Source organism: uncultured Sphingosinicella sp., assembly GCF_963974575.1.
GTDB lineage: Bacteria > Pseudomonadota > Alphaproteobacteria > Sphingomonadales > Sphingomonadaceae > Sphingosinicella.
Genome location: NZ_CAXBBQ010000003.1, coordinates 37,341 through 63,100, shown reverse-complemented (window position 1 = coordinate 63,100; position 25,760 = coordinate 37,341). Strand labels below are relative to the sequence as shown.

The 25,760-nt window shown below is 65.7% G+C and carries 26 protein-coding genes; 12 read left to right on the top strand and 14 right to left on the bottom strand.

The genetic code is table 11. The features are described from left to right. Nucleotides 1-4 precede the first annotated feature (4 nt). Genes dut through AAC014_RS06010 form a run of 4 tightly spaced genes read right to left on the bottom strand, consistent with a single transcriptional unit; the run spans nucleotide 5 to nucleotide 3,929 of the window. The gene (gene dut / locus AAC014_RS06025) at nucleotides 5-451 is read right to left on the bottom strand and encodes a dUTP diphosphatase (protein WP_339705550.1); all 447 of its coding nucleotides are present in this window, start codon (nucleotides 449-451) and stop codon (nucleotides 5-7) included. Further along, on the bottom strand, nucleotides 435-1,661 hold the full coding sequence (gene coaBC / locus AAC014_RS06020; RefSeq protein WP_339705547.1) for a bifunctional phosphopantothenoylcysteine decarboxylase/phosphopantothenate--cysteine ligase CoaBC: 1,227 nt from the start codon (nucleotides 1,659-1,661) through the stop codon (nucleotides 435-437). Before coaBC ends, dut begins: the two co-directional genes overlap by 17 nt. A 10-nt stretch (nucleotides 1,662-1,671) precedes the next feature. Then, nucleotides 1,672-3,201 (bottom strand): 2-polyprenylphenol 6-hydroxylase, encoded by a 1,530-nt coding sequence (gene ubiB, locus AAC014_RS06015; RefSeq protein WP_339705544.1) that lies wholly within the window; start codon nucleotides 3,199-3,201, stop codon nucleotides 1,672-1,674. Continuing rightward, nucleotides 3,198-3,929: a class I SAM-dependent methyltransferase gene (locus AAC014_RS06010; protein ID WP_339705541.1), complete on the bottom strand. Its 732-nt coding sequence runs from the start codon at nucleotides 3,927-3,929 to the stop codon at nucleotides 3,198-3,200. Before AAC014_RS06010 ends, ubiB begins: the two co-directional genes overlap by 4 nt. 59 nt (nucleotides 3,930-3,988) lie before the next feature. Between AAC014_RS06010 and mutM the strand changes: the two genes are divergently transcribed. Together mutM and AAC014_RS06000 are read left to right on the top strand one after the other, a co-directional pair. Continuing rightward, complete coding sequence (gene mutM, locus AAC014_RS06005; RefSeq protein WP_339705538.1) at nucleotides 3,989-4,792, top strand: bifunctional DNA-formamidopyrimidine glycosylase/DNA-(apurinic or apyrimidinic site) lyase; 804 nt, start codon at nucleotides 3,989-3,991, stop codon at nucleotides 4,790-4,792. A 13-nt stretch (nucleotides 4,793-4,805) separates the two neighbouring features. Next, nucleotides 4,806-5,585: an enoyl-CoA hydratase gene (locus AAC014_RS06000; RefSeq protein WP_339705535.1), complete on the top strand. Its 780-nt coding sequence runs from the start codon at nucleotides 4,806-4,808 to the stop codon at nucleotides 5,583-5,585. Nucleotides 5,586-5,592: 7 nt separating this feature from the next. Here the strand turns inward: AAC014_RS06000 and AAC014_RS05995 are convergent, their stop codons facing one another. Beyond that, nucleotides 5,593-6,402 carry a thioesterase family protein gene (locus AAC014_RS05995; protein WP_339705532.1) on the bottom strand — a complete coding sequence of 270 codons (810 nt, stop codon included), beginning with the start codon at nucleotides 6,400-6,402 and terminating at the stop codon, nucleotides 5,593-5,595. A 182-nt stretch (nucleotides 6,403-6,584) separates the two neighbouring features. Here AAC014_RS05995 and rpsT point away from each other — a divergent pair, with 182 nt between their 5' ends. After that, nucleotides 6,585-6,848 (top strand): 30S ribosomal protein S20, encoded by a 264-nt coding sequence (rpsT, locus tag AAC014_RS05990; protein WP_339705529.1) that lies wholly within the window; start codon nucleotides 6,585-6,587, stop codon nucleotides 6,846-6,848. 445 nt (nucleotides 6,849-7,293) lie between these two features. Beyond that, a complete protein-coding gene (dnaA, locus tag AAC014_RS05985) occupies nucleotides 7,294-8,655 on the top strand; it encodes a chromosomal replication initiator protein DnaA (RefSeq protein ID WP_339706571.1) in 1,362 nt (453 codons plus the stop codon). A 41-nt stretch (nucleotides 8,656-8,696) separates the two neighbouring features. Here the strand turns inward: dnaA and AAC014_RS05980 are convergent, their stop codons facing one another. Beyond that, nucleotides 8,697-9,416: an SIMPL domain-containing protein gene (locus AAC014_RS05980; RefSeq protein ID WP_339705526.1), complete on the bottom strand. Its 720-nt coding sequence runs from the start codon at nucleotides 9,414-9,416 to the stop codon at nucleotides 8,697-8,699. A gap of 78 nt (nucleotides 9,417-9,494) precedes the next feature. On the opposite strand from AAC014_RS05980, the gene AAC014_RS05975 reads away from it, so the two are divergent. The 5 genes from AAC014_RS05975 to AAC014_RS05955 are packed head-to-tail and all read left to right on the top strand — an operon-like array spanning nucleotide 9,495 to nucleotide 13,341. Continuing rightward, nucleotides 9,495-9,947: a thioesterase family protein gene (locus AAC014_RS05975; protein ID WP_339705523.1), complete on the top strand. Its 453-nt coding sequence runs from the start codon at nucleotides 9,495-9,497 to the stop codon at nucleotides 9,945-9,947. Further along, nucleotides 9,944-10,360, top strand: coding sequence for a VOC family protein (locus tag AAC014_RS05970; protein ID WP_339705520.1), 417 nt, complete (start codon nucleotides 9,944-9,946; stop codon nucleotides 10,358-10,360). Before AAC014_RS05975 ends, AAC014_RS05970 begins: the two co-directional genes overlap by 4 nt. A 6-nt stretch (nucleotides 10,361-10,366) precedes the next feature. After that, nucleotides 10,367-11,086: a hydroxyacylglutathione hydrolase gene (gene gloB / locus AAC014_RS05965; protein WP_339706569.1), complete on the top strand. Its 720-nt coding sequence runs from the start codon at nucleotides 10,367-10,369 to the stop codon at nucleotides 11,084-11,086. A 14-nt stretch (nucleotides 11,087-11,100) separates the two neighbouring features. Then, entirely contained in the window at nucleotides 11,101-12,900 is a 1,800-nt protein-coding gene (locus AAC014_RS05960; RefSeq protein ID WP_339705517.1) for a gamma-glutamyltransferase family protein, read from the top strand. 54 nt (nucleotides 12,901-12,954) lie between these two features. After that, nucleotides 12,955-13,341, top strand: a complete 387-nt coding sequence (locus tag AAC014_RS05955; protein WP_339705514.1) for a DUF6491 family protein — start codon at nucleotides 12,955-12,957, stop codon at nucleotides 13,339-13,341. 2 nt (nucleotides 13,342-13,343) lie between these two features. On the opposite strand, the gene AAC014_RS05950 is transcribed toward AAC014_RS05955, so the two are convergent. From AAC014_RS05950 to AAC014_RS05935, 4 genes are read right to left on the bottom strand one after another with little or no spacing between them, the layout of a single operon-like run. Continuing rightward, complete coding sequence (locus tag AAC014_RS05950; protein WP_339705511.1) at nucleotides 13,344-14,108, bottom strand: tetratricopeptide repeat protein; 765 nt, start codon at nucleotides 14,106-14,108, stop codon at nucleotides 13,344-13,346. Next, the gene (locus AAC014_RS05945; RefSeq protein ID WP_339705508.1) at nucleotides 14,109-14,831 is read right to left on the bottom strand and encodes an alpha/beta hydrolase; all 723 of its coding nucleotides are present in this window, start codon (nucleotides 14,829-14,831) and stop codon (nucleotides 14,109-14,111) included. Between the two features lie 13 nt (nucleotides 14,832-14,844). After that, nucleotides 14,845-15,837 (bottom strand): M48 family metallopeptidase, encoded by a 993-nt coding sequence (locus tag AAC014_RS05940; RefSeq protein ID WP_339705505.1) that lies wholly within the window; start codon nucleotides 15,835-15,837, stop codon nucleotides 14,845-14,847. Nucleotides 15,838-15,891: 54 nt separating this feature from the next. Further along, nucleotides 15,892-16,998, bottom strand: a complete 1,107-nt coding sequence (locus AAC014_RS05935; protein WP_339705502.1) for a YjgN family protein — start codon at nucleotides 16,996-16,998, stop codon at nucleotides 15,892-15,894. A gap of 165 nt (nucleotides 16,999-17,163) precedes the next feature. On the opposite strand from AAC014_RS05935, the gene thrS reads away from it, so the two are divergent. Then, complete coding sequence (thrS, locus tag AAC014_RS05930) at nucleotides 17,164-19,155, top strand: threonine--tRNA ligase (RefSeq protein WP_339705499.1); 1,992 nt, start codon at nucleotides 17,164-17,166, stop codon at nucleotides 19,153-19,155. On the opposite strand, the gene AAC014_RS05925 is transcribed toward thrS, so the two are convergent. Next, entirely contained in the window at nucleotides 19,152-20,702 is a 1,551-nt protein-coding gene (locus tag AAC014_RS05925) for a glycosyltransferase family 39 protein (RefSeq protein ID WP_339705496.1), read from the bottom strand. The two genes, thrS and AAC014_RS05925, sit on opposite strands and share 4 nt — an antisense overlap. A 180-nt stretch (nucleotides 20,703-20,882) precedes the next feature. On the opposite strand from AAC014_RS05925, the gene infC reads away from it, so the two are divergent. Next, nucleotides 20,883-21,401 carry a translation initiation factor IF-3 gene (gene infC / locus AAC014_RS05920; protein ID WP_293783614.1) on the top strand — a complete coding sequence of 173 codons (519 nt, stop codon included), beginning with the start codon at nucleotides 20,883-20,885 and terminating at the stop codon, nucleotides 21,399-21,401. A 38-nt stretch (nucleotides 21,402-21,439) separates the two neighbouring features. On the opposite strand, the gene AAC014_RS05915 is transcribed toward infC, so the two are convergent. After that, a complete protein-coding gene (locus tag AAC014_RS05915; RefSeq protein ID WP_339705491.1) occupies nucleotides 21,440-22,531 on the bottom strand; it encodes an alkene reductase in 1,092 nt (363 codons plus the stop codon). A gap of 87 nt (nucleotides 22,532-22,618) precedes the next feature. On the opposite strand from AAC014_RS05915, the gene AAC014_RS05910 reads away from it, so the two are divergent. Next, nucleotides 22,619-23,551 (top strand): DMT family transporter, encoded by a 933-nt coding sequence (locus AAC014_RS05910; protein WP_339705488.1) that lies wholly within the window; start codon nucleotides 22,619-22,621, stop codon nucleotides 23,549-23,551. 140 nt (nucleotides 23,552-23,691) lie between these two features. Here the strand turns inward: AAC014_RS05910 and AAC014_RS05905 are convergent, their stop codons facing one another. Further along, nucleotides 23,692-24,165, bottom strand: a complete 474-nt coding sequence (locus tag AAC014_RS05905; protein ID WP_339705485.1) for a VOC family protein — start codon at nucleotides 24,163-24,165, stop codon at nucleotides 23,692-23,694. Nucleotides 24,166-24,311: 146 nt separating this feature from the next. Continuing rightward, nucleotides 24,312-25,604 (bottom strand): isocitrate lyase, encoded by a 1,293-nt coding sequence (gene aceA, locus AAC014_RS05900; protein WP_121049608.1) that lies wholly within the window; start codon nucleotides 25,602-25,604, stop codon nucleotides 24,312-24,314. Nucleotides 25,605-25,760 lie beyond the last annotated feature (156 nt).

Here is a 25,760-nt window from a genome sequence, read left to right as displayed (position 1 = left end):
GGCGTTATCGGCCCGTCGAGCCGAAGCCCCCGGTGCCGCGCGCGGTCTCGTCGAGGTCGTCGACCTCCGCGAAGTGCGCTTGCTGCACAGGCGCGGCGACGAGCTGCGCGATACGCTCGCCGCGCTTCACGGCGAAGGGCTCGGCGCCGAGGTTGGCGAGGATCACCTTCACCTCGCCGCGATAGTCCGCATCGATCGTGCCGGGCGTGTTGAGGCAGGTGATGCCGTTCTTGAGCGCAAGGCCGGAGCGCGGGCGCACCTGCACCTCATAGCCCTCGGGAATCGCAAAGGCGAAGCCGGTGGCGACGGCATGGCGGCCGCCCGGCGGGACGATGACGTCTTCCGCGGCGACCACGTCCATGCCCGCAGCGCCGCGCGTCGCGAGCGCTGGGATGGGCAGGCCTTCGCCGTGGGGCAGGCGCTTCAGGCGGATTTCAATCGGTGAGTTCATCTGCGATCCTTTGTGCAAGGCGCCGGGCGACGGCATCCTTTTCCATGTCCGGCCAATCCTCGACACCGTCCGGGCTTACGATGTGGATGCGGTTGCGGCTGCCCCCCATCACATCGCCGGACACGTCGTTGGCAACGATCCAGTCGCAGCCCTTGCGCGCGAGCTTGGCCTTGGCGTGCTCGACGACCGCTTCGGTCTCGGCGGCGAAGCCGATGACAAGGCCGGGGCGCTTCGGCGATTTCGAAAGGCCTGCGAGAATGTCGGGATTCTCGACGAGCGGGAGTGCGTTGAGGCCGCCTTTGTCTTTCTTGATCTTCTGATCCGTCGCTTCGGCGCGCCAGTCGGCGACGGCGGCGACCATCACGGCGGCGTCGGCGGGAAGCGCGGCATCGACCGCTTCGGCCATCTCGCGCGCGGTTTCCACGTTCACGCGGCGCACGCCGGGCGGCGTCGCGAGCGTCACGGGGCCGGCCACGAGCGTTACGTTCGCTCCCAGCGCTGCAAGCGCGCCAGCGATCGCGAAGCCCTGTTTGCCCGACGAGCGGTTGGCGATGTAGCGCACGGGGTCGATCGGTTCGTGCGTCGGCCCGGCGGTGACGAGAACGTGTTTTCCAGCGAGCGGCGGCGGGTTCTCACCGAAACGCGCGGTGGCGCCCTGCGCTTCGCTGAGCGGCGCTGCGAGCATGGCGCGAATCGACGCCAGGATCGCTTCGGGTTCGGGCAAACGGCCGGGACCGTATTCACCGCAGGCCATGTCGCCTTCATCGGGCTCCATGATGGTGACGCCGTCGGCGCGGAGCTGCGCGATATTGCGCTGCGTCGCGGGGTGCAGCCACATGCGGACATTCATCGCGGGCGCGGCGAGCACCGGCTTGTCGGTCGCTAGCAGCAGCGTCGTCGCGAGGTCGTCGGCGATGCCGCCCGCCATCTTCGCGAGGATGTTGGCGGTTGCAGGCGCGACGACGACGAGGTCGGCCTGGCGCGAAAGCTGGATGTGCCCGATCTCGCGCTCGTCCTTCAGGTCGAAGAGATCGGTGTAAACATTGTCTTCGGTGAGCGTGCCGAGGCTGAGCGGCGTTACGAACTGCTGCGCGGCTTCGGTGAGCACCGCGCGCACTGCAATGCCGTCTTTCCTCAGTAGCCGTACGAGTTCCAGCGCCTTGTAGGCGGCGATGCCGCCTGAGAGGATGAGGAGGATGCGTTTGCCCACGCGCCGGACCCTAAAGCGTCATCGCCAGCCAGCCAAGGCCCACGCCGATGCCGGCGCCGAGCAGCAGCCATGCCGTGCGCGAAATGCCGCGCGGGGCGGGCAGGGGGGCGAGCGGCGGCAAGGGCGGCGCGGCGCCCGGGTTGGGGACCATCGCTTCGAGGCGTTTCAGGAGATCGGGAAGCCTTGCGAGTGCGCGCACGCTCTCGACGATCCGATCGGCGACGACGGCTTCGGGGCCGAGTTCGTCGCGCATCCAGTCGCCCACGAAGGGACCGGAGATTTCCCACATGTTGACGTCGGGATCGAGCGCCAGCGCCACGCCTTCCACCATCACCATCGTCTTCTGGAGCAGCAGAAGGTGCGGCTGTGTCACCATGTCGAACTGGCGGGTGACCGCGAACAGCCCGTCGAGCATGTTGCCGATCGAGATGTCCTTCACCGGAAGGCCGCGGATCGGCTCTCCGATCGAGCGCAGTGCAGTTTCGAACTCGGCCATGTCGTGATGCGGCGGCACGTACTGCGCTTCGAAATGAATCTCGGCGACGCGCGCGTAGTTGCCCGTGAGGAGGCCGTGCAGGATCTCGGCGAGCCAGAGCCGCGCCTGCCGGTTGATGCGGCCCATGATGCCGAAATCGACGACGGCGAGCCGTCCGTCGGGCAAAGCGAACATGTTCCCCTGATGGAGATCGGCATGGAAGAAGCCGTGGCCGATCGCCTGCCGCAGGAAGCTGCGGACGAGCGTCTGCGAAAGCACCTTGCGGTCGATGCCCGCCGCGTCGACGGCGGCGAGGTCGGTGAGCTTCACGCCGTCGATCCACGCGATGGTGAGCACGCGGCGGCTGGTGCGCGCCCAGTCCACCTCGGGGACGACGAAGCCGGTTTCGGGGGTGAGCGCGGCGGCGAGTTCGGACGCCGACGCTGCCTCCATGCGGAGGTTCAGCTCGCGCTCCACCCAGCGGCGGAAGTAGGCGATCGTGGCGCGTGGGCGCAGACGGGCAAGCTCGCCGCCGATCGTTTCGGCGCGGACGGCGGCCCATTCATAGGTCTCGATCGCGCGGGCGAAATCGGCCTCGATGCCCGGCTTCAGCACCTTCACAGCGACGGCGCGGCCATCAATGGTGACGGCGCGGTGGACCTGCGCGACCGATGCGGAGCCGACGGGCACTTCGTCGAACCGCGAATAGAGCGATTCGAGCGGAACGCCGAAGGCCTCCTCGATCGAGGCCTTCACGGCGGCGAACGGCGCGGGTGGGAGGTTGTCCTGCAGCCGGGTCAGGTCTTTCGCGGCATCCGGCCCGACGAGATCGGGGCGCGTGGCGAGCGCCTGCCCAAGTTTGATCGCGGCCGGGCCGAGCACCTGGAAGGCGTCGGCATAGTGCGGCGTTTCGGGCGCGCCCGTGCCGAACCGGGCGAGCTTTGCGATCCGGCGCAGCAGCGGCGGCGATTGCGGCGCCGTCTCGATCTCGCGCAGCGCGCCGTGCCGCGCGAGCGTCCGGCCCCAGCGCAGCATCCGAAAGGCATGGACGATGCCGGCGGTCAAATCTTCCAGCCGCTGTGCATGGCGACGACGCCGCCGAGGATGGGCCGCGCCGTGGTCTGCGCGAAGCCCGCGTCAGCGATCATCGACTTGAACGTGGACATATCCGGGAAACGGCGGATCGATTCGACGAGGTACTGATAAGCCTCCTCATCGCGTGCCACCGCCTTGCCGATCTTCGGTACCACGTTCATCGAATAGCGATCGTAAACGTCGGCGAACACGGGCCACTCGCAGCGGGAGAATTCGAGGCAGAAGAAGCGCCCGCCGAACTTCAACACGCGGTACGCCTCGCGGAGCGCCGCCGGGATGTCGGTGACGTTCCGAATGCCGAACGCGATCGTGTAGGCGTCGAAGCCGGCGCCATCGAAGCTCAGCACCTCGGCGTTCTGTTCGGACCAGTCGAGGCCTTCAATGCCGCGTTTCTTCGCGCGATCCTTGCCCACGTCCAGCATCGCCGGGTTGATGTCGGCGACCGTCACGCTCGCACCGCGCTTCGCCATGCGGAAAGCGATGTCGCCGGTGCCGCCCGCCATGTCGAGGATGCGCTCGCCGGGGCGCGGGTTCACGGCGCGGACGAAATCGTCCTTCCACAGCCGGTGCAGTCCGCCCGACATCAGGTCGTTCATCAGGTCGTAGCGCGCCGCGACGCGCGCGAAGACGGAGCCGACGCGCCGCGTCTTCTCCTCGGGGTCGACCTCCTGGAAGCCGTATGAGACTGTTTCCGACATTGCCCTTGCCCTTAGCCCACGCTTGCCCCCTTCGTAAACGCGGCATAGACGCCTCTTCGATGCCTGAGCTTCCCGAAGTCGAAACCGTGATGCGCGGTCTGAGGCCGGTCCTCGAAGGCCGCCGCCTCGCACGCGTCGAGGCACGGCGGCCGGACCTGCGCTGGCCGATCCCAGCGGACCTGCGTCAGCGGCTGACGGGCGCGGTCGTCACCGGCATCCGGCGCCGGGCCAAATACGGCCTCATCGACACCGATCGCGGCGACACGATGATCCTGCATCTCGGCATGTCGGGCAGGATGCGTGTCGATCCCGAAACCGATGAGAAGCACGATCATATCGTGATCGAGACCGACGAAGGCCGCCGCGCCGTGCTCAACGACGCGCGCCGCTTCGGATCGGTGCATCTTGTGCCGACGGACGACCTCGACAGTCATTTTCTCATGAAGGGACTCGGCCCCGAGCCGCTCGGCGCGCCGGTCGATCTCGCGGGCTTCAAGGGACGTTTCGCGCCGGTGAAGGCGCTGCTGCTCGATCAGCGGCTGATCGCGGGCCTTGGCAACATCTACGTGTGCGAGGCGCTGTTCGATGCGGGCATCCGGCCGACGCGCGAGGGCGGCAAGGTAAAGCGCACGGAGCTTGCGAAACTTGCGGCCGCGATCCCCGAGGTGCTCGAACGTGCCATCGCGGCGGGTGGCTCAACCTTGCGCGATTATCGCCAGGTGGCCGGCGAGCTCGGCTACTTTCAACACGAATTCCGCGTCTACGGCCGCGAGGGCGAGGCCTGTGTGCGCTGTGCCGCCCCTGTCGCGCGCATCGTCCAGTCGGGACGCTCCAGCTTCTATTGCCCATCCTGTCAGAAATAGGGGAGACCAGCCCATGTCCGAATATCAGTGCCTGAAGGTGGAAACGCGCGGCCGCGTCGGCATCATCACCATGTACCGGCCCGAGGCGCTGAACGCGCTGAACCACCAGCTGACGAGCGAGATCACCGCCGCGCTCCGCACCTTCGAGGCCGATCCCGATATCGGCGCGATGATCCTCACCGGCGACGGCAAGGCGTTCGCAGCGGGCGCGGACATCAAGGAGATGCAGCCGAAGACCTTCTCCGTCGTCTACGCGGAAGAGTTCATCACCGCGACGTGGGAGGAACTGACGCGCACGCGCAAGCCCGTGATCGCGGCGGTGAACGGCTTCGCGCTCGGCGGCGGCTGCGAGTTCGCGATGATGTGCGACACGATCTTCGCGAGCGAGAAGGCGAAGTTCGGCCAGCCGGAGATCAAGCTCGGCGTCATCCCCGGATCGGGCGGCACGCAGCGGCTGACGCGCTTCGTCGGCAAGGCGGTCGCGATGGACATGATCCTCACCGGCCGCATGATCGATGCCGAGGAGGCGCTGCGCATCGGTCTCGTCGCGCGTGTCTATCCGCCCGAGCAGCTGATGGAGGAGACCATCAAGGCGGCCGAGCAGATCGCAAACTACGGCGCGCTCGCGGTGATGGCCGCGAAGGAAACCGTGAACCGCGCCTACGAGACGACGATGTCCGAAGGCGTCCGCTTCGAGCGCCGCCTGTTCCACGGCCTGTTCGGCACCGCCGATCAGCAGGAAGGCATGGCCGCGTTTCTGGAGAAGCGCGAGGCGAAGTTCACGGGTCGCTGAGGCCGCTTCACCCGAACAATGCCACCATCTGCCGCCCCGCCAGCACGGGGCGGCCGCCTTCGTCCCACATGCCCATGGTTTGCGACGTGTAGCCGTTCGCGCCGGTTTCCGCCGTGGAGCGGATGAGGTGCCAGCCTTCGCCGCTCGCCTCGGTGTCGAGCACCTCCATCTGCCATGTCGCGGTACTGATGGGCGCGAAATCATTGAACATCGGCATCACGGCGGGCGGCGGCGTGTCGGCGAGCGCGAGCAGGCGCACGGCGGGCGGAATGCCGGAGGGGTCGCGCAGGCGAAACCAGTAGGCGATGTCGCCGTTGCCGGTGCCGTCGGCGGAGCGGCCGCCAAAGGCCATGCGCGCATCGAACTGCTGCAGGAAGTTGAGCGGCGTGCGCTTGCGCCACAGCAGCTCGCACGCATCAGGCGGGGGCACGTCCGGCATCGGGAAATGGTAGAGGTTGATGACCGATTCGCGGCTGCGGCCGAACGCGAAGAGGCTCCGCGTCGCGAGCGCCTCGCCCTGGCGAAGATCGGCCTCCATGAAGGTCATTGATTTGCCCTGCCGGAGCACGCGGCTGCACGTCGTCACATCACCGCCCGCAGGGCCGATGAAGGCGACCTGCGCAGACCGGAGCGGGGGCAGGTCCGCGTGCGCGGAGAGCGTTCCGGCGAGGCACAGCGCTGCGGAGAGCCCACCATAGGTGGTGCGTCCCTGCATCCATTCCTCGGTAATCGTGTAGAGCGCCGCGTCGCCTTCGGTGCGCGCGGCGGCGAGCATGGCGCCCAGGCTTGTTCCCACGGTTTCGTCCTTGCTGGTCATGGCTTGGCGAGCCTATCGGCGGGTCCGCCGCTGTATATCCCGAAACTTGTGAGGAAGGCGGCGGCAAAGCGTGCTTGACGAGGGCAGCGGCGCCTAGTAGGAGGCCCGCTTTCCCGGTCGCGGGTTCTCCCGCGTCCAGCCGGCCTGTGCGCCGGTCCGGATCAGGATCATTTGAGGACTCGATGGCGAATACACCGCAAGCGCGCAAGCGCATCCGTCGCAACACCCGCCGTCAGGCGATCAACAAGTCGCGGGTCAGCCGCATCCGCACGTTCGTGAAGGGTGTCGAGACCGCGCTTGCGAGCGGCAAGAAGGATGAAGCCGCCGCCGCGCTGCAGGCGGCGCAGCCGGAAATGATGCGTGGTGTCACCAAGGGCATTCTTCATAAGAACACCGTTGCGCGGACCATCTCGCGACTCAGCAAGCGCGTGAAGGCGCTCGCCTGAAAATCCTTTGAATTCAAGGGTCAAACGCCGCCGGATTCCGGCGGCGTTTTAGTTTGGGACACATTCTCGATTCGTTCCATATGCGTCACGGACCATGCCTTTCGAGGGGGCCGAAGCGGCGAATCGGCGGTCGTCCTTGTCAAATCTTTTATTTCATTTTCGTTGCACGCGGAGTCCCTTGAAAGCCCGTCCGGGGCCTGCCTAATGTACCTCCGGCCTCGCGCCAAAGGGGAGTTCGCTCCTTCCCCAAAGTGACGCAAGAGTAAGCCGCGTTCCCACCGGATGCACGGTGGGGCGATGCTGTTTTCGTACGTTTTGCGTTCGGCGAGTCGCCGTGCGTGCCTTTGTCTGAGGATGCTAGGTTTTGGGGGATATGACAGGCAAGCAGGCGGGTGAACGAGTCGTATCGGCGATTGCTGGTCGCGGTTCGGCGCAGGGCGTCTCCATGTTCCTGTCCGGCACCGATTCGGCCGAATCGATCTGGCAGACGATTCGCGCGCATCTGCGCGCCGAGTACGGCACCCGCACCTACGATAGCTGGCTGAAACCACTCGCGCTGGTCAGCGTCGATGCCGATACGGTGACGCTGGGTTCACCCACACACTTCACGGCGGACTGGATTCGCAATCACTTCGCCGAGCGGCTGCGGCTGCTTTGGGCGGCACAGTCGGCGACCATCCAGCACGTCCGCATCGTTGTCGAGAACGGTCTCAGGACCGCGATCGCGCCCGAGCTGGAGCAACCCTTGGCCGTCCCTGCGGCCGTGCGTGAGGCGCCGGCATTCGGCGTTGCGCTGGAGCCGCGCTATACGTTCGATAGCTTCGTCGTCGGCAAGGCGAACGAACTCGCCTATAACGCCGCGCGCACGGTTGCCGAGGGTGGGCCGATCGATTTCAACCCGCTGTTCCTCCATGGCACCACCGGGCTCGGCAAAACGCACCTGATGCACGCCATCGGCTGGCAGATCCGCAATTCCATGCCCGGCGCCCGCGTCGTCTACATGTCGGCCGAGAAGTTCATGGTCGAGTTTGTCTCGGCGATGCGCGACAAGGATACGCTGTCGTTCAAGCAGAAGCTGCGCACCGCCGACCTGCTCATGATCGACGACGTGCAGTTCATCGCGGGCAAGGATTCGACGCAGGAAGAGTTCTTCCACACGATGAACGAGATCATCTCGGCGGGGAAACGGCTGGTCATCACCGCCGACCGTTCGCCGCAGAACCTCGAAGGCATCGAGAACCGTATCCTCTCGCGCCTCGCATGGGGCCTTGTCGCCGACATCAACCCCGCCGACTACGAGCTTCGGCTCAGCATCCTTCTCGAAAAGATGAAGCGGATGCCGGGCGCGACCGTGGGCGAGGACGTGATCGACTTCCTCGCGCGGAAGATCACCTCCAACGTGCGCGAACTCGAAGGCGCGCTTAATCGCATCGTCGCTTACTCGACGCTGGTCGGGAAGCCGATCGACCTCGATTTCGCGCGGCAGGTGCTTGCCGACGTCCTGAAGGCGCACGACCGCAAGGTCACGATTGACGAAATTCAGCGCAAGGTGGCGGATTACTACGCGATAAAGCTCAGCGATCTTCTGTCAGCGCGCCGTGCGCGCGAAGTGGCGCGGCCGCGTCAGGTGGCGATGTTCCTCGCCAAGCGCCTGACGCCGCGTTCGCTCCCCGACATCGGCCGCCGCTTCGGCGGGCGCGACCACACCACCGTGATGCACGCCGTGAAGCGCATCGAGGAACTGCGCGCCGACGACAGCGAGCTCGACGCCGACATCACGCGGCTAACGCGCATCATCGACGCTTGAATTCGCATTTAGCCCCTCCCTCTAAGGGAGGGGGCCGTGCCTCAATCCTTCAGGTAGAACTCTACCGTCGTCACCACGCGCACCTTCTGTTCGGGTGATGCATCGGCCGGGCCGCCTGAGTCGCCGTCGCGTGACTGGATCGAGAAATAGCCCTGGCTCGCCGAGCGGATGCCGCCGACGCTCGCGCCAGAATCCTTGGCGAACTGTTCGGCGCCTTTGCGCGCGTCCTTGGTGGCTTCCGCGATCATCGCGGGTTTCACGTCATTGAGCTTGGTGAAGCTGTAGGCGATCGAAGGCCCGCCGTCTTCGAGCGCGACGCCGCGCGCGAGGAGTGTGGCCTGCCCGGCGTGCGCGGTCTTGGCTTCGGCGATCTTCGTGGTGCGCAGGCGGAACTGCTGGCGCACCTGGATCTGGTCGATGCCGTTGTTGTTCCACTGGTTTACGCTGATGCCCGCCGGCTGGATGTCCGTACCGCTGAAACCGTGCTCGCCGAGATAGGCGCGGATCGCGTCCGCGTCGCGGGCGGCATCGGCCTGCACGGCTTCGAAATTATTGCCCGTTGAAAGCGTGCGGATCGTCCACGTCGCGAGGTCGGCGGTCACGTCGCGCTCGGCGAGCCCGCGCATCATAACGGCACGGTCGGCAAGGCGTGCGCGCTTCAGCCCGTCGCCGAGCAGATAGCCGCCGAGGATGACGCCGATCGCCAGCACGGCGGCGGCTATGATGAGTGATGAGTTGCGGTTGGTCGTGTCAGCGGCCATTGTATGCCCCCATAAGCGGTTTCGTCGCATTCTATCGCGTCTTGCCGCTGCACAACAGCTGAACGAAGAAAGGGCTCCATGCCGCGCGCCGATTTCCGGTTCTCGTTCCCCAAGCGCGTCCGCTACGCGGAATGCGATCCGCAGGGTATCGTCTTCAACTCCCGCTATCTCGAATATCTCGATATCGGCATCACCGAGTACTGGCGCGCCACAGGCATCTACGCCTTGTCGGCCACCGGCATGGGGCCGGACTTCCACGTCGCCCGCAACCTTGTCGAATACAAGAAGCCGGTGCTTCTCGATGAGATGATCGACATCTGCCTGCGCTGCCGGCGGATCGGCAGCAGCTCCATCATCGTGGATTTCGAGATTCATGGCGCGGGGGCGGATGATCTGCGTGCGGTCGGCGAGCAGGTGGCGGTGAACGTCGCAGAATCGCGCGGTGCACCCGCGCCGGTGCCGGACTGGGTGGTCCGCTGTTTCGAAGACTATGAAGGGCGCCCGCTCAGGGCGGAAAAGGCAGCCGCATGAAATATCTCCACACCATGGTGCGCGTCAGCGATCTCGAAGCGAGCCTTGCGTTCTACGAGCTTCTCGGACTGCGCGAGATTCGCCGCATGAACCACGAGGCCGGACGCTTCACGCTCATCTTCCTCGCCGCGCCGGGCGACGAGGATGCGCAGGTCGAGCTGACCTTCAACTGGGACCCGGAAGTCTACGCCGGCGGTCGCAACTTCGGCCACCTCGCCTATGAGGTCGATGATATCTACGCGGACTGCCAGCGCATGATGGATGGCGGCATCACCATCAACCGCCCGCCGCGCGATGGCCGCATGGCCTTTGTGCGCTCGCCGGACGGCATCTCGGTCGAACTGCTGCAGAAGGGAGAGGCGAAGGCGCCCGCCGAGCCGTGGGCCTCGATGCCCAACACGGGCGTCTGGTAGATGGCCATGCTCGAGATCGTCCGCATCCCGGTGCTTTCCGACAACTACATCTGGCTCGCGCACGACGCGGCGAGCGGCGAGACGGCGGTGATCGATCCGGCGGTCGCTGAGCCTGTGCTGGCTGAAGCTGCATCGCGCGGTTGGCGGATCACGCAGATCCTGAACACGCACTGGCACCCGGATCACGTCGGCGGCAATGCCGAGATCAAGGCCGCGACTGGCTGCACCGTCACTGGCCCGGTGGGCGAGGCGGCGAAGATCACGGGTATTGATCGTGCTGTCAGCGAAGGCGACTCTGTGGCGATCGGCGGGGCCGAAGGCCGCGTTATCGACGTGCCCGGCCACACGGCGGGGCATATCGCCTACAGCTTCGACGGCGCGCTGTTCTGCGGCGACACGCTGTTCGCGATGGGCTGCGGGCGGCTGTTCGAAGGCACGGCTGCGCAGATGTTCGACAGCCTCGGCAAGCTGATGGCGCTGCCCGATGAGACGGGTGTGTACTGCGCGCACGAGTATACCGAATCGAATGGGCGCTACGCGCTCACCGCCGAGCCTGAGAACACGGCGATCGCCGAGCGTCAGGCGGAGGTTCTCGCGATGCGCGCACGTGGGGAGCCGACCGTGCCCTCCACCATCGGTCTCGAACGTGCGACGAATCCATTCACGCGCGCCCAGGATGTTGCCGAACTCGCGGCGCGGCGCACGGCGAAGGACAATTTCCGATAGAGGACGTGGGTTTCATGAAGCGACTGGCTGGATTTGCGATGGGTGCCGTCATGCTGTCCTCTGCCGGTTTTGCGGCTGAGCCTGTGCTGAAGGATCAGGGAGACCGCGCTTCAGGCGTGCTGCACGCCACGCGCTCCGCCGTGCTTGGCGTGAACGGCATGGCGGCAACCAGCCAGCCGCTCGCAACGCAAGTGGCGCTCGATGTGCTGAAGCAGGGCGGCAGCGCCGTCGATGCGGCCATCGCGGCGAACGCGGCGCTTGGCCTGATGGAGCCGACCGGAAACGGCATCGGCGGCGATCTGTTCGCGATCATCTGGGATCCGAAAACAAACACGCTTCACGGCCTCAACGCTTCGGGCCGCGCGCCTTCAGGGCAAAGCCTCGGCCAACTGAAAGCGCGCATCGCGAAGCTGCCGCGCGCGGTGGGCGACCGGGACGGCACGGTGCCGGATTGGGGTGCGCTCTCGGTAACGGTTCCGGGCGCGGTCGACGGCTGGTTCGAAATGCACGGCAAGTTCGGCAAGCTGCCGATGCAGCGTGTGCTCGCGCCCGCCATCCGTTACGCGCAGCAGGGTTTCCCGGTCACAGAGTTTATCGCCGACGGTTGGGCGCGCGGCATCGCGAACTTCGAGAAACTCGCGAAGGCAGGCGCGATCGAAGAGATCGAGAACATGCGCCGGGTCTACATGCCCGGCGGCGCGGCGCCGAAGGAAGGCGAGGTGTTCAAGAACCCCGATCTCGCGCTGACGCTGATCGAAATCGCCGAAGGCGGTCGCGACGCCTTCTACAAGGGCAGCCTTGCGCAGGCGATGGACCAGTATTTCCGCCGCATCGGCGCGCCTCACCGACTCGCGGATTTCGTCGCGCATCAATCCGAATGGGTCGATCCCGTTTCGGTCAATTATCGCGGCTACGACGTATGGGAACTGCCGCCCAGCGGGCAGGGGATCGCTGCTCTGCAGATGCTGAATATCCTCGAAGGTTACGACCTGAAGGCGATGGGACGTGCATCACCGGATTTCTGGCACGTGTTCGTCGAGGCGAAAAAGCGTGTCTTCGCCGACCGCGCGCGTTTCTATGCGGATTCCGCTTTCGTGAAAATCCCGCTCGCGCAGCTCCTTTCCAAGGACCGCGCGGCAAAGCAGCGCGCGACGATCGACATGGCGCACGCGGCGAAGACCGACATGCCCGGCCTTTCCATCGAAGGCGCGGGCAAAGACACGATCTACATGACGGTCGCCGACAAGGACGGGATGATGGTGAGCCTCATCCAGTCCAACTATCGCGGCATGGGTTCGGGGCTGGTGCCGGACGACGGGCAAGGCCGCACGCTCGGCTTCATGTTCCAGGACCGCGGCGCCCAGTTCAATCTCGATGCGAAGCAAGCCAACGCCTACGCGCCCGGAAAGCGGCCTTTCCACACCATCATCCCGGCGTTCCTCACGAAAGGCGGCAAGCCGCTGATGAGCTTCGGCCTGATGGGCGGCGCCATGCAGCCGCAGGGTCACGCGCAGATCGTGGTGAACATGATCGATTTCGGCATGGGCGTGCAGGCAGCGGGGGACGCGGCGCGCTTCCACCACGACGGCTCCACCGATCCTGAAGGCGGCGCGCCGATGACGGATGGCGGCGTCCTTGAAATCGAATCGGGTGTGCCGCAGTCGGTCGCGGAAGCGCTGCGCGCGCGCGGCCATACCGTGCGCTACACGACCGGGCCGTTCGGCGGCTATCAGGCGATCTGGCGCGATCCGGACACGCACGTCTACTGGGGCGCCTCTGAAATGCGCAAGGACGGGCAGGCGGCGGGCTACTAAACCCCTTGTCGCTCTGCTAGTTTCGGCCTGCGGGGATCAATGGAGATTGAACACATGCGTAGCCTGTTTCTGCTCACAGCGGTCGCTCTTGCGGGATGCGCCGCGAACGATGGCCCGGCGCGTCAGGAGGCGCTTGCGGCTGTCCCCGGCAAGGCTGTCGGCGAACCCGTGACCTGCATCCAGTTGCGCGATGTCGATCGCGTGGAAGCCGTGAACGACTATGTCGCCTTCTTCCACATGCGCGGCAGCCGCATCTACCGGATGGACTTCCCGCAAAGCTGCCGGGGCCTGAAGCACGATGCCTTCCGGCACAGCACATCGATCGCGCAATACTGCCGCGGCGACATCATCACGACGTTCGATACGACCACGAAGATGACGACGGGAAGCTGCGGCCTGTCCTCGTTCACGCCGTGGGAACTGCCGCCGAAGGGCGAGTAGGGTTACTCGGGGTTCCTGAGTAGCGCGGCGTCGGCGGCCTTGCCGGCAGGCGTGCCCGGCGCGGCCCTCACGGCAGCGTTCCACAATGCGCGCGCCTTTGCATAGTCGCCGTCCATCGCTGCCATGTTGCCAGCCTCCACCTGCACGTCGGGGTCGCTTGGCGCGAGGCGCAGTGCGTTGGCGAGCGCCGGGCGTGCATCGGCCAGTCGCTCCTCGCGCCGGGCAAGCACGCCGAGCAGAAGCCATCCCGCAGCCTCGTCCGGCGCCAGGGTGACCGCCTCTTCAAGATCGACGCGGGCGCCGGGGCTGTTGCCCTGCGCTTCACGGGCACGGGCGCGGTCGATCAGCAATTCGCCCTTCGCCTTGCCGCCGCGCCGCGCCGCGAGGACGAGCGCGTTGCTGAGCACAACCTCGGCGCGCGCATATTGTTCGGCGAGCAGCAGCGCGTTGCCTGCCTGCCCGTATAGCTCGGCGGCGGCGGGGTTGCCCTGCGCCTCCGCCACGCGTGCCGCATCCTCGAACGCCCGCGCCGCGTCCGCAGGGCGGTTCGCGCCCATGTAGGCAAGGCCGAGGCAGTGGCGCGCCGGAACGCCGCCGGTGCCGTTCTTCCACTGCGTCGCCGCGTCGATGGCGCCGGGCACGCCTTCGTTCGCAGCGCGCACGCAGTCCGCATACAGCGCCTGTTCGCTTGGCGTCGTGGCGGCATCGGGCGAGGCAGGCAGCGGCGCGACGACCTGCATCAGCATCAGGGCGGCAAGCATCGGCATCTACAGGTCCTCGATCACGCGCAGCAGCAGGGCAATGTCCTGCGGCCGCGACAGGCGGTGGTCGCCGTCCTTCACCAGCAGCGTCTGTACGTCGGCTGAACCGAGCGCCTCGGCAAGCCGGAGCGAGACGGACCATGGCACGTCCGGGTCGGCCTGCCCGTGCAACAGACGGACGGGGCAGGTGAGCGGGATCGGCGTGGCGAGCAGCCGGTTTGCTTCGCCCGAGCGCCAGAAGGCGGCGGTGGTGACATAGGGCTCTTCCGAATAGGCGGATGGCTCTACGAGGTCTTCGCCGCGTGCGAAGGCGGCCTTCTGAGCGTCGGAAAAGCCCCAGTCGGTGAAATCAGGCGCGGCCGCGATGCCGACGAGCGCCGAGATACGCTCCGGGATGGCAAGCGCGACGAGCAGCATCAGCCAGCCCCCCATCGATGAGCCGATCAGCACCAGCGGGCCTTCCGGCGCGGCCGCCGCGATCACGTCGAGCACGTCGTCGCGCCAGCGCGTCAGCGTGCCGTCCTTGAAGGCGCCGCCGCTCGCGCCGCAGCCCGAATAATCGAGCCGCAGGCAGGCACGGCCGTTTTCGGCACACCACGCGTCAACGGCGAGCGCCTTGCCGCCCTCCATGTCTGACATGTAGCCGGGCAGGAACACGAATGTCGGGCCGGTTCCCGTGCGGTGCGCATAGGCAAGCGGAATGCCGCCGCGCGACGTGATCGTGGGCATGGAACTCCTGTCGTCAGTCTTGCCGGTCGGGATCGTTATGGCAGATATCGACGAGCGCGTCCCATTCGTCGCGGGACAGCGCGGGGGTGTAAGCCTCGCCCTTGGCGCCCTTGCGGAACGCGGCGGCACGCCCCTTAGAAATCGGATGCGAGGAGAGGTAGACGAGCATGTCCGCGCCGCCGATCGTGTCCTCGGCCTTCGCCAGCCGTTCGAAAAAGCCTGCGGTCGGCGCGGGCGATATGTGCGCGCGGTTCATCATCGCGATCGATTCGGCGTCGGCGTCGCCCTCCGCATCGCGGCTGTAGCTGAGCGAGAGAAGGCCGTGGACGTTGCCCGCGACATCGCCGCCGAGCGTCGTCAGCACAAGGCCGAGCCCAAGCTCGCGCACCATTGCCTCGGCGACGTCGCGGTTTTCTATGTGCGCGATCTCGTGTGCGAGCACGCCGGAGAATTCCTCGGGGCTCTTTGCCTCTTTCAGCAGCTCGTTGAAGATCACGATATTGCCGCCCGGAAGTGCGGCGGCATTGACGATGGGCAGATCAACGACGCGGACGTTGAGCCCCTTCACATCGGGCGCGAGCCGCCGGGTGAGCGCGTCGAGCGCGGCCTGACCGCCCGGGCCTGTGCAGAACTTGCCGCCGAAATCGCCGACCATCGCATCGCCGTAGCTCTTCATCACGCGGTCAGGCACCAGCGGGGCCAGCCAGTGCGGCAGCTGGTAGACCGCGAACAGCACCGCCGCCGATACCGCAAGGCCGATGGCGCTCGCCCGCCACAGGCCGATGCGGTCGATCCAGCCGCCGTAATGCGCCGCGTTCGGAAGCAGCGCGGCGATCTCGTCGGTAGCGGGTTCGGGAACACCGAGCCGCCAGCCGAGCACATCCTTCCGTCCGTAGACCCGCTCTTCGGGGCGGCTTTCGATGAAGACGAGATCGGCGGGGGCGACGCGCGTGTCGCCGTCCTCCCCCGCAATCTCCAGCGTTCCGTCGCGGGCGCCGAGCGTCACGCTCCGGCGCAACGCGGATTCACCATCATACAACCAAGCGTTCGTCATCCGGCGTCAGATTGCCCCGATGTCGAACGCGTCCGCAAGGCCTTCCGCATCGCTTCTGATGCGCGTGGTGGACTGCGTAAGCGCCGCAAGGTCGACCTCGCCCTGCACTTCGAGGTGCCGAACATAGAACGACCAGTGCCGGTAGCCGAGGTACATGATGCCGAAGCCGAGCGTGAACACCACGAGCGCGATGTTGCCGAGGATCAGCTTCACCCAGTCCATCGTGCGCGCATTGAACGCAAAGCTGAGGTTCCCGAGCGTCATTTCCCCCACCACCTTGCGCATGAACACGGCATAGTAGGCGAGGCTGACGAGCGAGAAGAGGGCGTAAAAGCCGATCACCGCAAGGAAGAACGTTCCCATCATGCCCGCCATAACCCGCGGATCGGGATTTGTGCCTGCCGTGAAGATCGTGCCCATACCGAGCGCGAAGACGAGAATCCCCCACAGAACGGGTGTGGCATAGATGAGCAGATAGCGCCCCATTAGGCCCTGCACGGCAGGTCCATCGCCGGTTTCGAAGGCATGGGGGCCGAAGCTCATCTTGCCCCAGCGCTCCCGCCACAGCTTCACCATCGCCCACGGGACGAGGAGGCCGAACGTTATGAACCCGATGATGTATTTCAGCATGGCCGAACCGGCATAGCTCCAGCCGCCGTCATCACTGCCGCCGCGGATGCCGTGCCAGTAGGTGCGGCTCAGCCGGTAGCGGAGGGCGCGGAACAGGGCGAGGCCTGCCAGATAGAAGATCGCCAGATAGAGGCCGAGGGCGAGGATGGACGCGAGCGCGCCCTGACCGCGCAGGATCAACGCCTGCAGGCCGAATTGGAAGAACAGCAGGATCGGCAGAAAGATCGCCATCACGATCAGGAAGCCGATAAACATCTCTTTTCCGGTGCCCGCCCATTCGAGCCGTTCGTCGATGAACTGCGTGCGGCTCCACAGATATTTACGCTCGCGCGTCTTCGCCCAGAATCGGTAGATTCCGAGCGTGACGATGATGAGCAGCAGGTTGGTGAGCGCAATCGGCAGGAATTCCTGCCAGCGGCCGTGGAAAGTAACGCCATCGGCAAATTCACCGGTTTTCATATCAACCGGAGTCGTCTCGTCCATGAATACAATCCCCCGTATTCGGAAATACTTGATATGCTGCGCTTATTATCAACGTGTGACAAGTGACTCCGCGCCGGGCCACGCCGCAAAGCGCCTGTTGCCAGCATCGCCTGTGAAAAGGCATAAGCCCCGCGTCATTCACTCACGCAAAGTCCAGAAACAGCCATGTCCGAAATGATCCGCCTTACCCTGCCCGATGGTTCCGTGCGCGAGATGCCGCGCGGCACGACGGGCGGCGACGTGGCGCGTTCGATCGGCCCGGGGCTGGCGAAGGCGGCTCTTGCGGCGAAGGTGGACGGTGAGGTGATCGACCTCGAACGGCCCATCGAGCGCGACGCCGCGCTTGCGCTGGTGACGGTGAAGGACGAGGCGGACGCGCTCGAACTCGTGCGCCACGATTTCGCACACATCCTCGCCGAGGCGGTGCAGAACCTGTTCCCGGGCACGCAGATCACCTTCGGTCCGGCGACCGAGGATGGCTTCTACTACGACCTCGCGCCGGTGCGCCCGTTCACCGAGGAAGACCTGCCGACGATCGAGGAGGAGATGCGCCGCATCATCCGCGCCGACCAGCCGCTGCGCCGCGAGGTTTGGGACCGCGACGCGCTGATCGCGCGCTGGAATGAAATGGGCGAGACGTTCAAGGCGCAGTGGGCGGCAGAGCTGCCCGCGGGCGACGAGATCAGCGTCTACTGGTCGGGCGACAAGTGGTTCGACATGTGCCGGGGACCGCACCTCGCCTCCACCGGCAAGCTCGATCCGCAGGCGTTTAAGCTCACCCGCGTTTCGGGCGCCTATTGGCGCGGCGATCAGAAGAACGCGATGCTATCTCGCATCTATGGCACCGCGTGGCTCAACAAGAAGCAGCTCGACGCCCACCTCCACATGCTGGAGGAAGCCGGCAAGCGCGATCACCGCAAGCTGGGGCAGGAGATGGACCTGTTCCACCTGCAGCAGGAGGCGCACGGCAGCGTCTTCTGGCATCCGAAGGGCTATCTCATCTGGCGGCAGCTGGAGGCGTACATGCGCCGCCGCCTTGATGCGGGCGGCTATGAAGAGGTGAAAACCCCTCAGATCATGGACGCGCGCCAGTGGGAGCAGTCCGGCCACTGGGGCAAGTACCGCGAGAACATGTTCGTCATCCCCGACGAGGTGCCGAACACCGAGGACGAAGGCCCGGTGATCTCGCAGGACGCGGACTGGATGGCGCTGAAGCCGATGAACTGCCCGGCGCACGTGCTGATCTTCCGGCAGGGCATCAAGAGCTACCGCGACCTTCCCATCCGCATGGCGGAGTTCGGCTGCTGCCACCGGAACGAGCCGCACGGCGCGCTGCACGGCATCATGCGCGTGCGCCAGTTCACGCAGGACGACGCGCATATCTTCGTGCGCGCCGACCAGCTTGTCAGTGAGGTCGCGAAGTTCGTTGACCTGCTCGACACGGTCTACAAGGATCTCGGCTTCGACAAATACGCGATCAAGCTCGCGCTCCGCCCTGAAAAGCGCTTCGGCAGCGAGGAGATGTGGGACTGGTCTGAGCAGTCCATGCGCGACGCTGTCGCCGCCACTGGGCGCAACACGGCGGAGTTCGGCTGGGAGGAACTCCCGGGCGAGGGCGCCTTCTACGCACCGAAGCTGGAGTTTCACCTGACGGACGCCATCGGCCGCACCTGGCAGGTCGGCACGATCCAGACCGACACCGTGCTTCCAGACCGGCTCGACGCGAGCTACGTGGGCGAGGACGGCGAACGCCACCGCCCGATCATGCTGCACCGCGCGATCCTTGGATCGTTCGAGCGCTTCATCGGCATCCTCATCGAGCATCACGCCGGCCGCTTCCCGCTGTGGCTCGCGCCCGTGCAGGCGGTGGTCGCGACCATTGTCTCGGACGCGGATGGCTATGCCCACGACGTGGTCGAAAAGCTCCGCGCCGCCGGCCTCCGCGCAGAGGCGGACGCGCGCAACGAGAAGATCAACTACAAGGTCCGCGAGCACAGCCTTGCGAAGGTCCCGCACCTCCTCGTCGTCGGCAAGCGCGAGGCGGAGGAAGGCACGGTCGCCGTTCGCACGCTGGGCGAAGAGCGCCAGAAGGTCATGCCGCTCGCCGAGGCGATAGCATGGCTGCAGGCCGAGGCGACGCCGCCCGATTTGCGCTAGCCGCCACGCGGCGCCCGCCCGATGATGCAGAGGGCGGTAGGCGCCTGCGGCGTCAGCAGGATCCGGCGTTCGCGCATCCATGCGACAAGCGGAGGATCCGATTTCCGCAGTGACGTGCCGCTCAGCACTGTTGCAATGGTCTCGGGTGATGCCATGTTTTGCGCCTGCACAGCACACCCCCGCGGTGCCAGTACGAGAACGGACGGGCTGTCCGGGGAGGCGTACGGGAGCGTTTGCGCGGCAGTGTTAAGCGCCAGCATTCGAAGTGTGCTGATGCCGCCCGCAAGCGGTTGCTGAGCATCGGCAATCATCCGCGTTGCAGCGCGATCAAGCGCGAGCAGGTCGAGCGCGGCGTATTGGACGGAGGCTGCGCGCGCCAGGAAGAGCAGAAAAAGCGGAGCGAGGATTGCCCCGGCGGTAAGGACCGGGAGGCGCGCGCACAGTGCGGCGATGTTGATACCCGCTGCCACGCACAAAAGTGTGATACCCGGCAGGAACATGCGCGGCGTCGGGTCGATCCCGAGACCGTAGACGAGAATGACGAAATGACCGAAGGCACCTGCGAAAAGCAGCGGCGTCCAGCGCGGGACCGGCGCCCGAACGAGGCGGACCAGAAGCTGACTGCCGATCGAAATGACCAGCGTGAGCGCGATGGAGGGTGAAAAGAAGAGACTGACGAGACCGTTGACGGTCCAGTGGATGTCCGGTCCGAACCGAACCGGCCATGCCGCGATCAGTGCGGGATTGAAGAAGGGGAAGGCGCCGCGATGCTCTGCGGCGAGCGCTGCCGACGGGATCGCGGTATGGTTGAGTTCCAGCGCCCATCGCAGCAGCGGATCGCCGTGAAAGACGCCATGGAAAGCGGCCTCGGCGAGAATGGGAATCGCCGCCGCTAGTCCCCATTCGACAAAATTGCGCCAAGGCCGGTGGCGCCATGCCGCGAAAGCCCACCCCGCGATAATAAGGGCAATAGGTGCGGCTGCCGTCGCGCGTGCGCCGAACGCGAGGCCCGCGCATAGCCCGCTTGCAACCAGGAGCGGCCCCCGCTCCCCCCGCGAAAGCAATAGCAGCCCGGCACTGAGTACGCTCCAGCCAAGCTCTGCCATGTCGGCGTTCGGCCGCACTGCCCGGTCCACAAAGACAGGCGTGAGAACAAGCATCAAGCAGGCGATAAGGGTGGCAGGCAGGACGGTTATACGCCTCACGGACAGGAAGAGGGTGATCAGCACCACGGAGGTGGCCAGAAGCGAGGGCAGCCCAACCGCGAGATGGCTCTCTCCGAAAAGCGCCGTTGTCGCGGCCAGCGGGCTGACGATCGCATAGCGCGCTGCCCAGTGCGTTTCGGGAAGGCACAGCAAATTGCCCCGGAGGCAGCGGGCAGCGTCTAGATACTGCCAATCATCGCCGCCGCCGCCCCGGAATCCGTGCCAGTTCAGCGCAAGCATTGCCGCCATAACGCCCGCAATGAGGAATGCTGCCGCGATCGTGGGCCACGGTACGGCGACATCTGGATCGGACGATGTCTGAAGGCGTATGCTCGACTGCATGGCTGCCCCTTGCCACGGCGGCATTCTCTTTTTCCTTAAAACGGGCCGAAATTTTTCCGCACGCCTGTTGCAACGGCGCTCTTTTCGAAAGCGCGGGGAGCGACTACATAGGCGCCTTCGATTTTCGCCAATTGTTATGGAGAGACTGCTATTCGACCGCCTCTGACTCGGCGCCCTCCGGTGCCGCAAAACTTTTCGGGCCCTCGCTACAACGAGTTCATCCAGTCCCCGAAAGTCCGTGTCATCGATCACGAAGGTGAAAACCTCGGTGTGATGCTCACAGCAGAAGCGATTGAAGCGGCAGCCGAGGTGGGCCTTGATCTCGTCGAGGTCTCGCCGAATGCCGATCCGCCCGTCGCCAAGTTCCTCGACGTCGGCAAGTACAAGTACGAGGCGCAGAAAAAGGCGAACGCTGCCCGCAAGAACCAGAAGACGCAGGAGATCAAGGAGATCAAGATGCGTCCGAACATCGACGACCACGACTACGAAACCAAGATGAAGGCGGTTCAGCGCTTCATTGAGGAGGGCGACAAGGTCAAGATGACGCTGCGGTTCCGCGGCCGCGAGATGTCGCACCTTCAGCTCGGCATGAAGCTGCTGGAGCGCGTGCAGCTGGATGCGGCCGAATACGCCAAGGTCGAGCAGCATCCGAAGCTCGAAGGCCGCCAGATGCTGATGGTGATCGCGCCCAAGCTGTAAGGGCTGCCCCCTCCTTCAGGGGAGGGGGCGCTCTCGTGTCAGGCTGCGGCCTGCGCCTGTTCCCACGTCGGATAGTCGGTGTAGCCCTCGGTGCCGTTCGTGTACCAGAGCTTGTAGTCTTCGGTCGCGAGTGGGTGCCCGTCCTTGATGCGTAGCGGCAGGTCGGGGTTCGCGATGAACGGACGACCGAAGGCGACGGCGTCAGCCTTGCCGCTCTCGACCATCTCCGCCGCCATCGCGGGCGTGATGTCGTTGTTCAGCACCAACGGACCATCGTAGAGCTTCCGGAATGACGGCGATACGAGCGGCACGTCCGATTTTCCGAACGTGCCTTCGGGGCGCTGCTCGCGGAGTTCGACGAAGGCGAGACCCCGCCCGGCAAGCTGGCGCGCGACGATGTCGAACAGCGTCGCGGGGTCGCTGTCGTCGGTGCCCTGCGTCTCGCCGTTCGGCGAGAAGCGGATCGCCGTGCGGTCGGCGCCGATTTCCGCGATCACGGCATCCAGCACCTCGTTCAGGAAGCGCGTGCGGTTCTCCGGGCTGCCGCCATATTCGTCCTCGCGGGTGTTGGAATTGTCGCGCAGGAACTGGTCGATCAGATAGCCGTTCGCGGCGTGGAGCTGGATACCGTCGAACCCGGCGCGGATCGCGTTGCGGGCAGCGGCGGCATAATCGGAAACGATTCCCGCGATCTCGTCCTTCGTCAGGACGTGCGGGACGACATAGTCCTTCTTGCCTTCATAGGTGTGGGCATAGTGCGGCGCCTGGATCGCACTTGATGAAACCGATTCCATGCCGCTCACCGACGGGTGTACGAGGCGGCCCATGTGCCAGAGTTGGCTCACGATCTTGCTGCCTGCCGCATGTACCGCTGCGGTCACCGGCTTCCAGGCTTCGATCTGCGCTTCCGACCAGATGCCCGGCGCGTTCGGCCAGCCAAGGCCCTGCCGCGAAATGCCCGTCGCTTCGGCGATGATGAGGCCCGCGCCTGAACGCTGGGCGTAGTAGTCCTTCACGAAGGCTTGCGGGACGCCGTCGCGGTCTGCGCGCGCGCGGGTGAGCGGGGCCATCAGAATGCGGTTGTCGGCGCTGATGGCGCCGAACTGAACGGGGTCGAAGAGTGTCGGCATCACGAACCTTCCTGCTTTTGTCATTCCACAGCGTAACTTGGGAACGCGGTATGGCGACGACAAACAAGTTTAGGTATTGCCGCGCCAATGAAAACTCCCCGCTTCGCCTTCCCCCTGTTTCTGACAGGCAGTGCAATGCTGTCGGCGGGGCCGCTGCTCGTACGCCTTGCCGACGTGGGGGTGGTTCAGTCGGCATTCTGGCGGCTCGCCCTTGCCGTGCCGCTGCTCTACGGGCTCGCCCGCGTTGCGGACCGGCAGGCGCCGCTGCTACCGCCCCGGCGGAGTGTGCCTTGGCTGATCCTTGCCGGCTTCTTCTTCGCGGCCGACCTCGTCGCCTGGCATCTCGGCATCGGCTACACGGTGCTCGCGAATGCCACGATCATCGCGAACAGCGCGGCCTTCCTGTTCCCCATCTGGGGCTATTTCGTCATGCGCCGCTGGCCGACGCCGATGGCCGCATTGGCACTGGTGATGGCGGCAATCGGGATCGGGCTTCTGATGGGCCAGTCGGCGAGCCTGTCCGCCGATCATCTTCTCGGCGATCTGCTCTGCTTCGTCGCGGCGATCTTCTACACGGCCTATCTCGTCGTCATCGACCGGGCGCGGGACGGTCTTTCGGCGATGGCGACGCTTGCACCTGTAACGCTGGTGGGTGCGCTGTTCATGCTCCCGCTCGCGCTGCTGGCGCCGGGCGCGTTCTGGCCACAGGACTGGGTGCCGGTGATCCTGCTCGCGCTCGGTAGCCAGGTGATCGGGCAGGGGCTCATCGTTTACGCGTTGCCGCACCTGCAGCCAGTCGCCAGCGGCGTGGGGCTCCTGATCCAACCCGTGTTCGCCGCGGTGTTCGGCTATGTCTGGTTCGCGGAAGTCTTGACGCCGATGGCCGCCACGGGCGTCGCCATCCTGTTCGCGGCGATCATGCTGGTCCGGCGGCCGAGTGCAGCGCAGCCGCCGGTGGAAAAGCGCGTGCCGCCGGTGGGCGGCGGCGCTACGCCGTCTGGAGAGCCGCCGTCCGTCTGAGGGCTTTTGCCTGAAGCACGGCGAACACCAGCACGGCCGCGGCCTGCACGATCACGAACTTCGGTACGCCCGCCGATGTGACGCTCGCTGAACTGTCGCTGGAAACGCTCTTCCCGGCCGACGAAGAAATGCGCGCGGCGCTAGTCGGCCATTGCTGAAGCGGCGGCGCGGATCTCGTCGTCGCTCATCGCCTTGATGTTTGACATGAACATCCACGTGTAGCCGGACGGGTCGATGAAGGTGACGCGGCGCTCGCCATAGAATTGGTCGGCGGGCTCCTCGGCCATGATGCCGCCGGCTTCCAGCGCCTGGTTGGTGAAGGCATCGACATCGTCGACATAGACGCAGAAGCTGACCGGCGAATGATCAAGCGCTTCGGAGCGCGGGCTGCGGATTGGGCTGCCGCCGGTGCCTTCGGGCGCACACATGAAGAGCAGCTGCCCCTTGTAGCGGAACTCGGCGTGGATCGGCATATGGCCGGGGCCGTCAATCACCAGCCCCAGCTCGAAGCCGAACACCTTCTCGTAGTAACGGCGATTGTCCGCCCAGTCGGTGAGCACGAGATAGGGGGTCAGCCACGGCGCATCCTGCGGCTTCGGGTTGAATCGGGTCATCGCTGGCTCCGGCGTTGGGTCTGACCCACATCCTTGCACCGCCTTTGTGACGGATACGCGACACGCAAAAAGAAGCGCCCGCCGGTTTGTTCCGACGGGCGCCTCGTCACCCTCCCCGGTGATCAGGTAAGCTGATCAGGTGCGGCTTACGCCGCGTCCTTCTTGAACTGATCGGCTTCGGTCGATTCGGCGAGCGCCGTGGTCGAGCTTTCGCCGCCCGCGAGCGTCGTGGCGACCATGTCGAAATAGCCGGTGCCGACTTCGCGCTGGTGGCGCGTCGCGGTGTAGCCGTTGGCTTCCGCGGCGAACTCGGCCTGCTGCAGTTCAGAATACGCCGCCATGCCGCGATCCTTGTAGCCGCGCGCCAGCTCGTACATGCCGTAGTTCAGTTGGTGGAAGCCCGCCAGCGTCACGAACTGGTACTTGTAGCCCATGGCGCCCAGCTCGCGCTGGTACTTGGCGATGGTGTCCTTATCGAGGTTCTTTTCCCAGTTGAAGCTCGGCGAGCAGTTGTACGCCAGCATCTTGTTCGGGAACGCCTTCTTGATCGCTTCGGCGAAGCGGCGGGCGTCGTCGAGGTTGGGAACCGAGGTTTCCCACCACAGGAGGTCGGCGTGCTCGGCGAAGGCGAGGCCGCGCTTGATGCAGTGGTCCACACCGGTGCCGTCCTTCAGGCGGAAGAAGCCTTCGGGGGTACGCTCGCCGGTCAGGAACTCGCGGTCGCGCTCGTCGATGTCGCTGGTGATGAGCTTGGCGCTCTCCGCGTCCGTACGGGCGCAGATCACGGTCGGCACGCCGCAGACGTCGGCGGCGAGGCGCGCGGCGTCGAGGTTGCGGATGTGCGCCTGCGTCGGGATCAGCACCTTGCCGCCAAGGTGGCCGCACTTCTTTTCGGAGGCGAGCTGGTCTTCGTAGTGAACGCCCGAGGCGCCCGCCGCGATGTACGCCTTCATGATCTCGAAGCAGTTCAGCGGCCCGCCGAAGCCGGCCTCGGCGTCGGCGACGATCGGCGCGAACCAGTCGCGCTTGGCGCCACCTTCGGAATGCTCGATCTGGTCGGCGCGCATCAGCGCGTTGTTGATCTTGCGGGCAAGCTCAGGGCCGGCGTTCGCGGGGTAGAGCGACTGGTCGGGGTACATCGCGCCCGCCGTGTTGGCGTCGGCGGCGACCTGCCAGCCCGAAAGGTAGATGGCCTTCAGGCCGGCGCGCACCATCTGCATCGCCTGGTTGCCCGAAAGCGCGCCCAGCGAATTGATGTAGGGCTCGGTCTTCAGCAGCTCCCACAGCTTGTTCGCGCCGCGCTCGGCGAGCGTGTAGGCGATCGGGAACGAGCCGCGCAGACGCTCCACATCGGCGGGCGTGTAGGGGCGCTTGATGCCGTCGAAGCGGCCGGCGGGGGCTGAAGGGATCAGCGATTCGAAGGTCGGCTGGGCACTCATCGTGTATGACTCCGTGTTAACCATTCACAGTCTTTTTACATTGCAGTGCGGAAACGGGGCTTCCAATCGGACCTTCCGAATCGCAGTGCCTTGCAAATCTGCTATTGATGCCTTGTCTCGTTTCTCGTACTCGCTTCAAGGGGATCATGTAAAAAA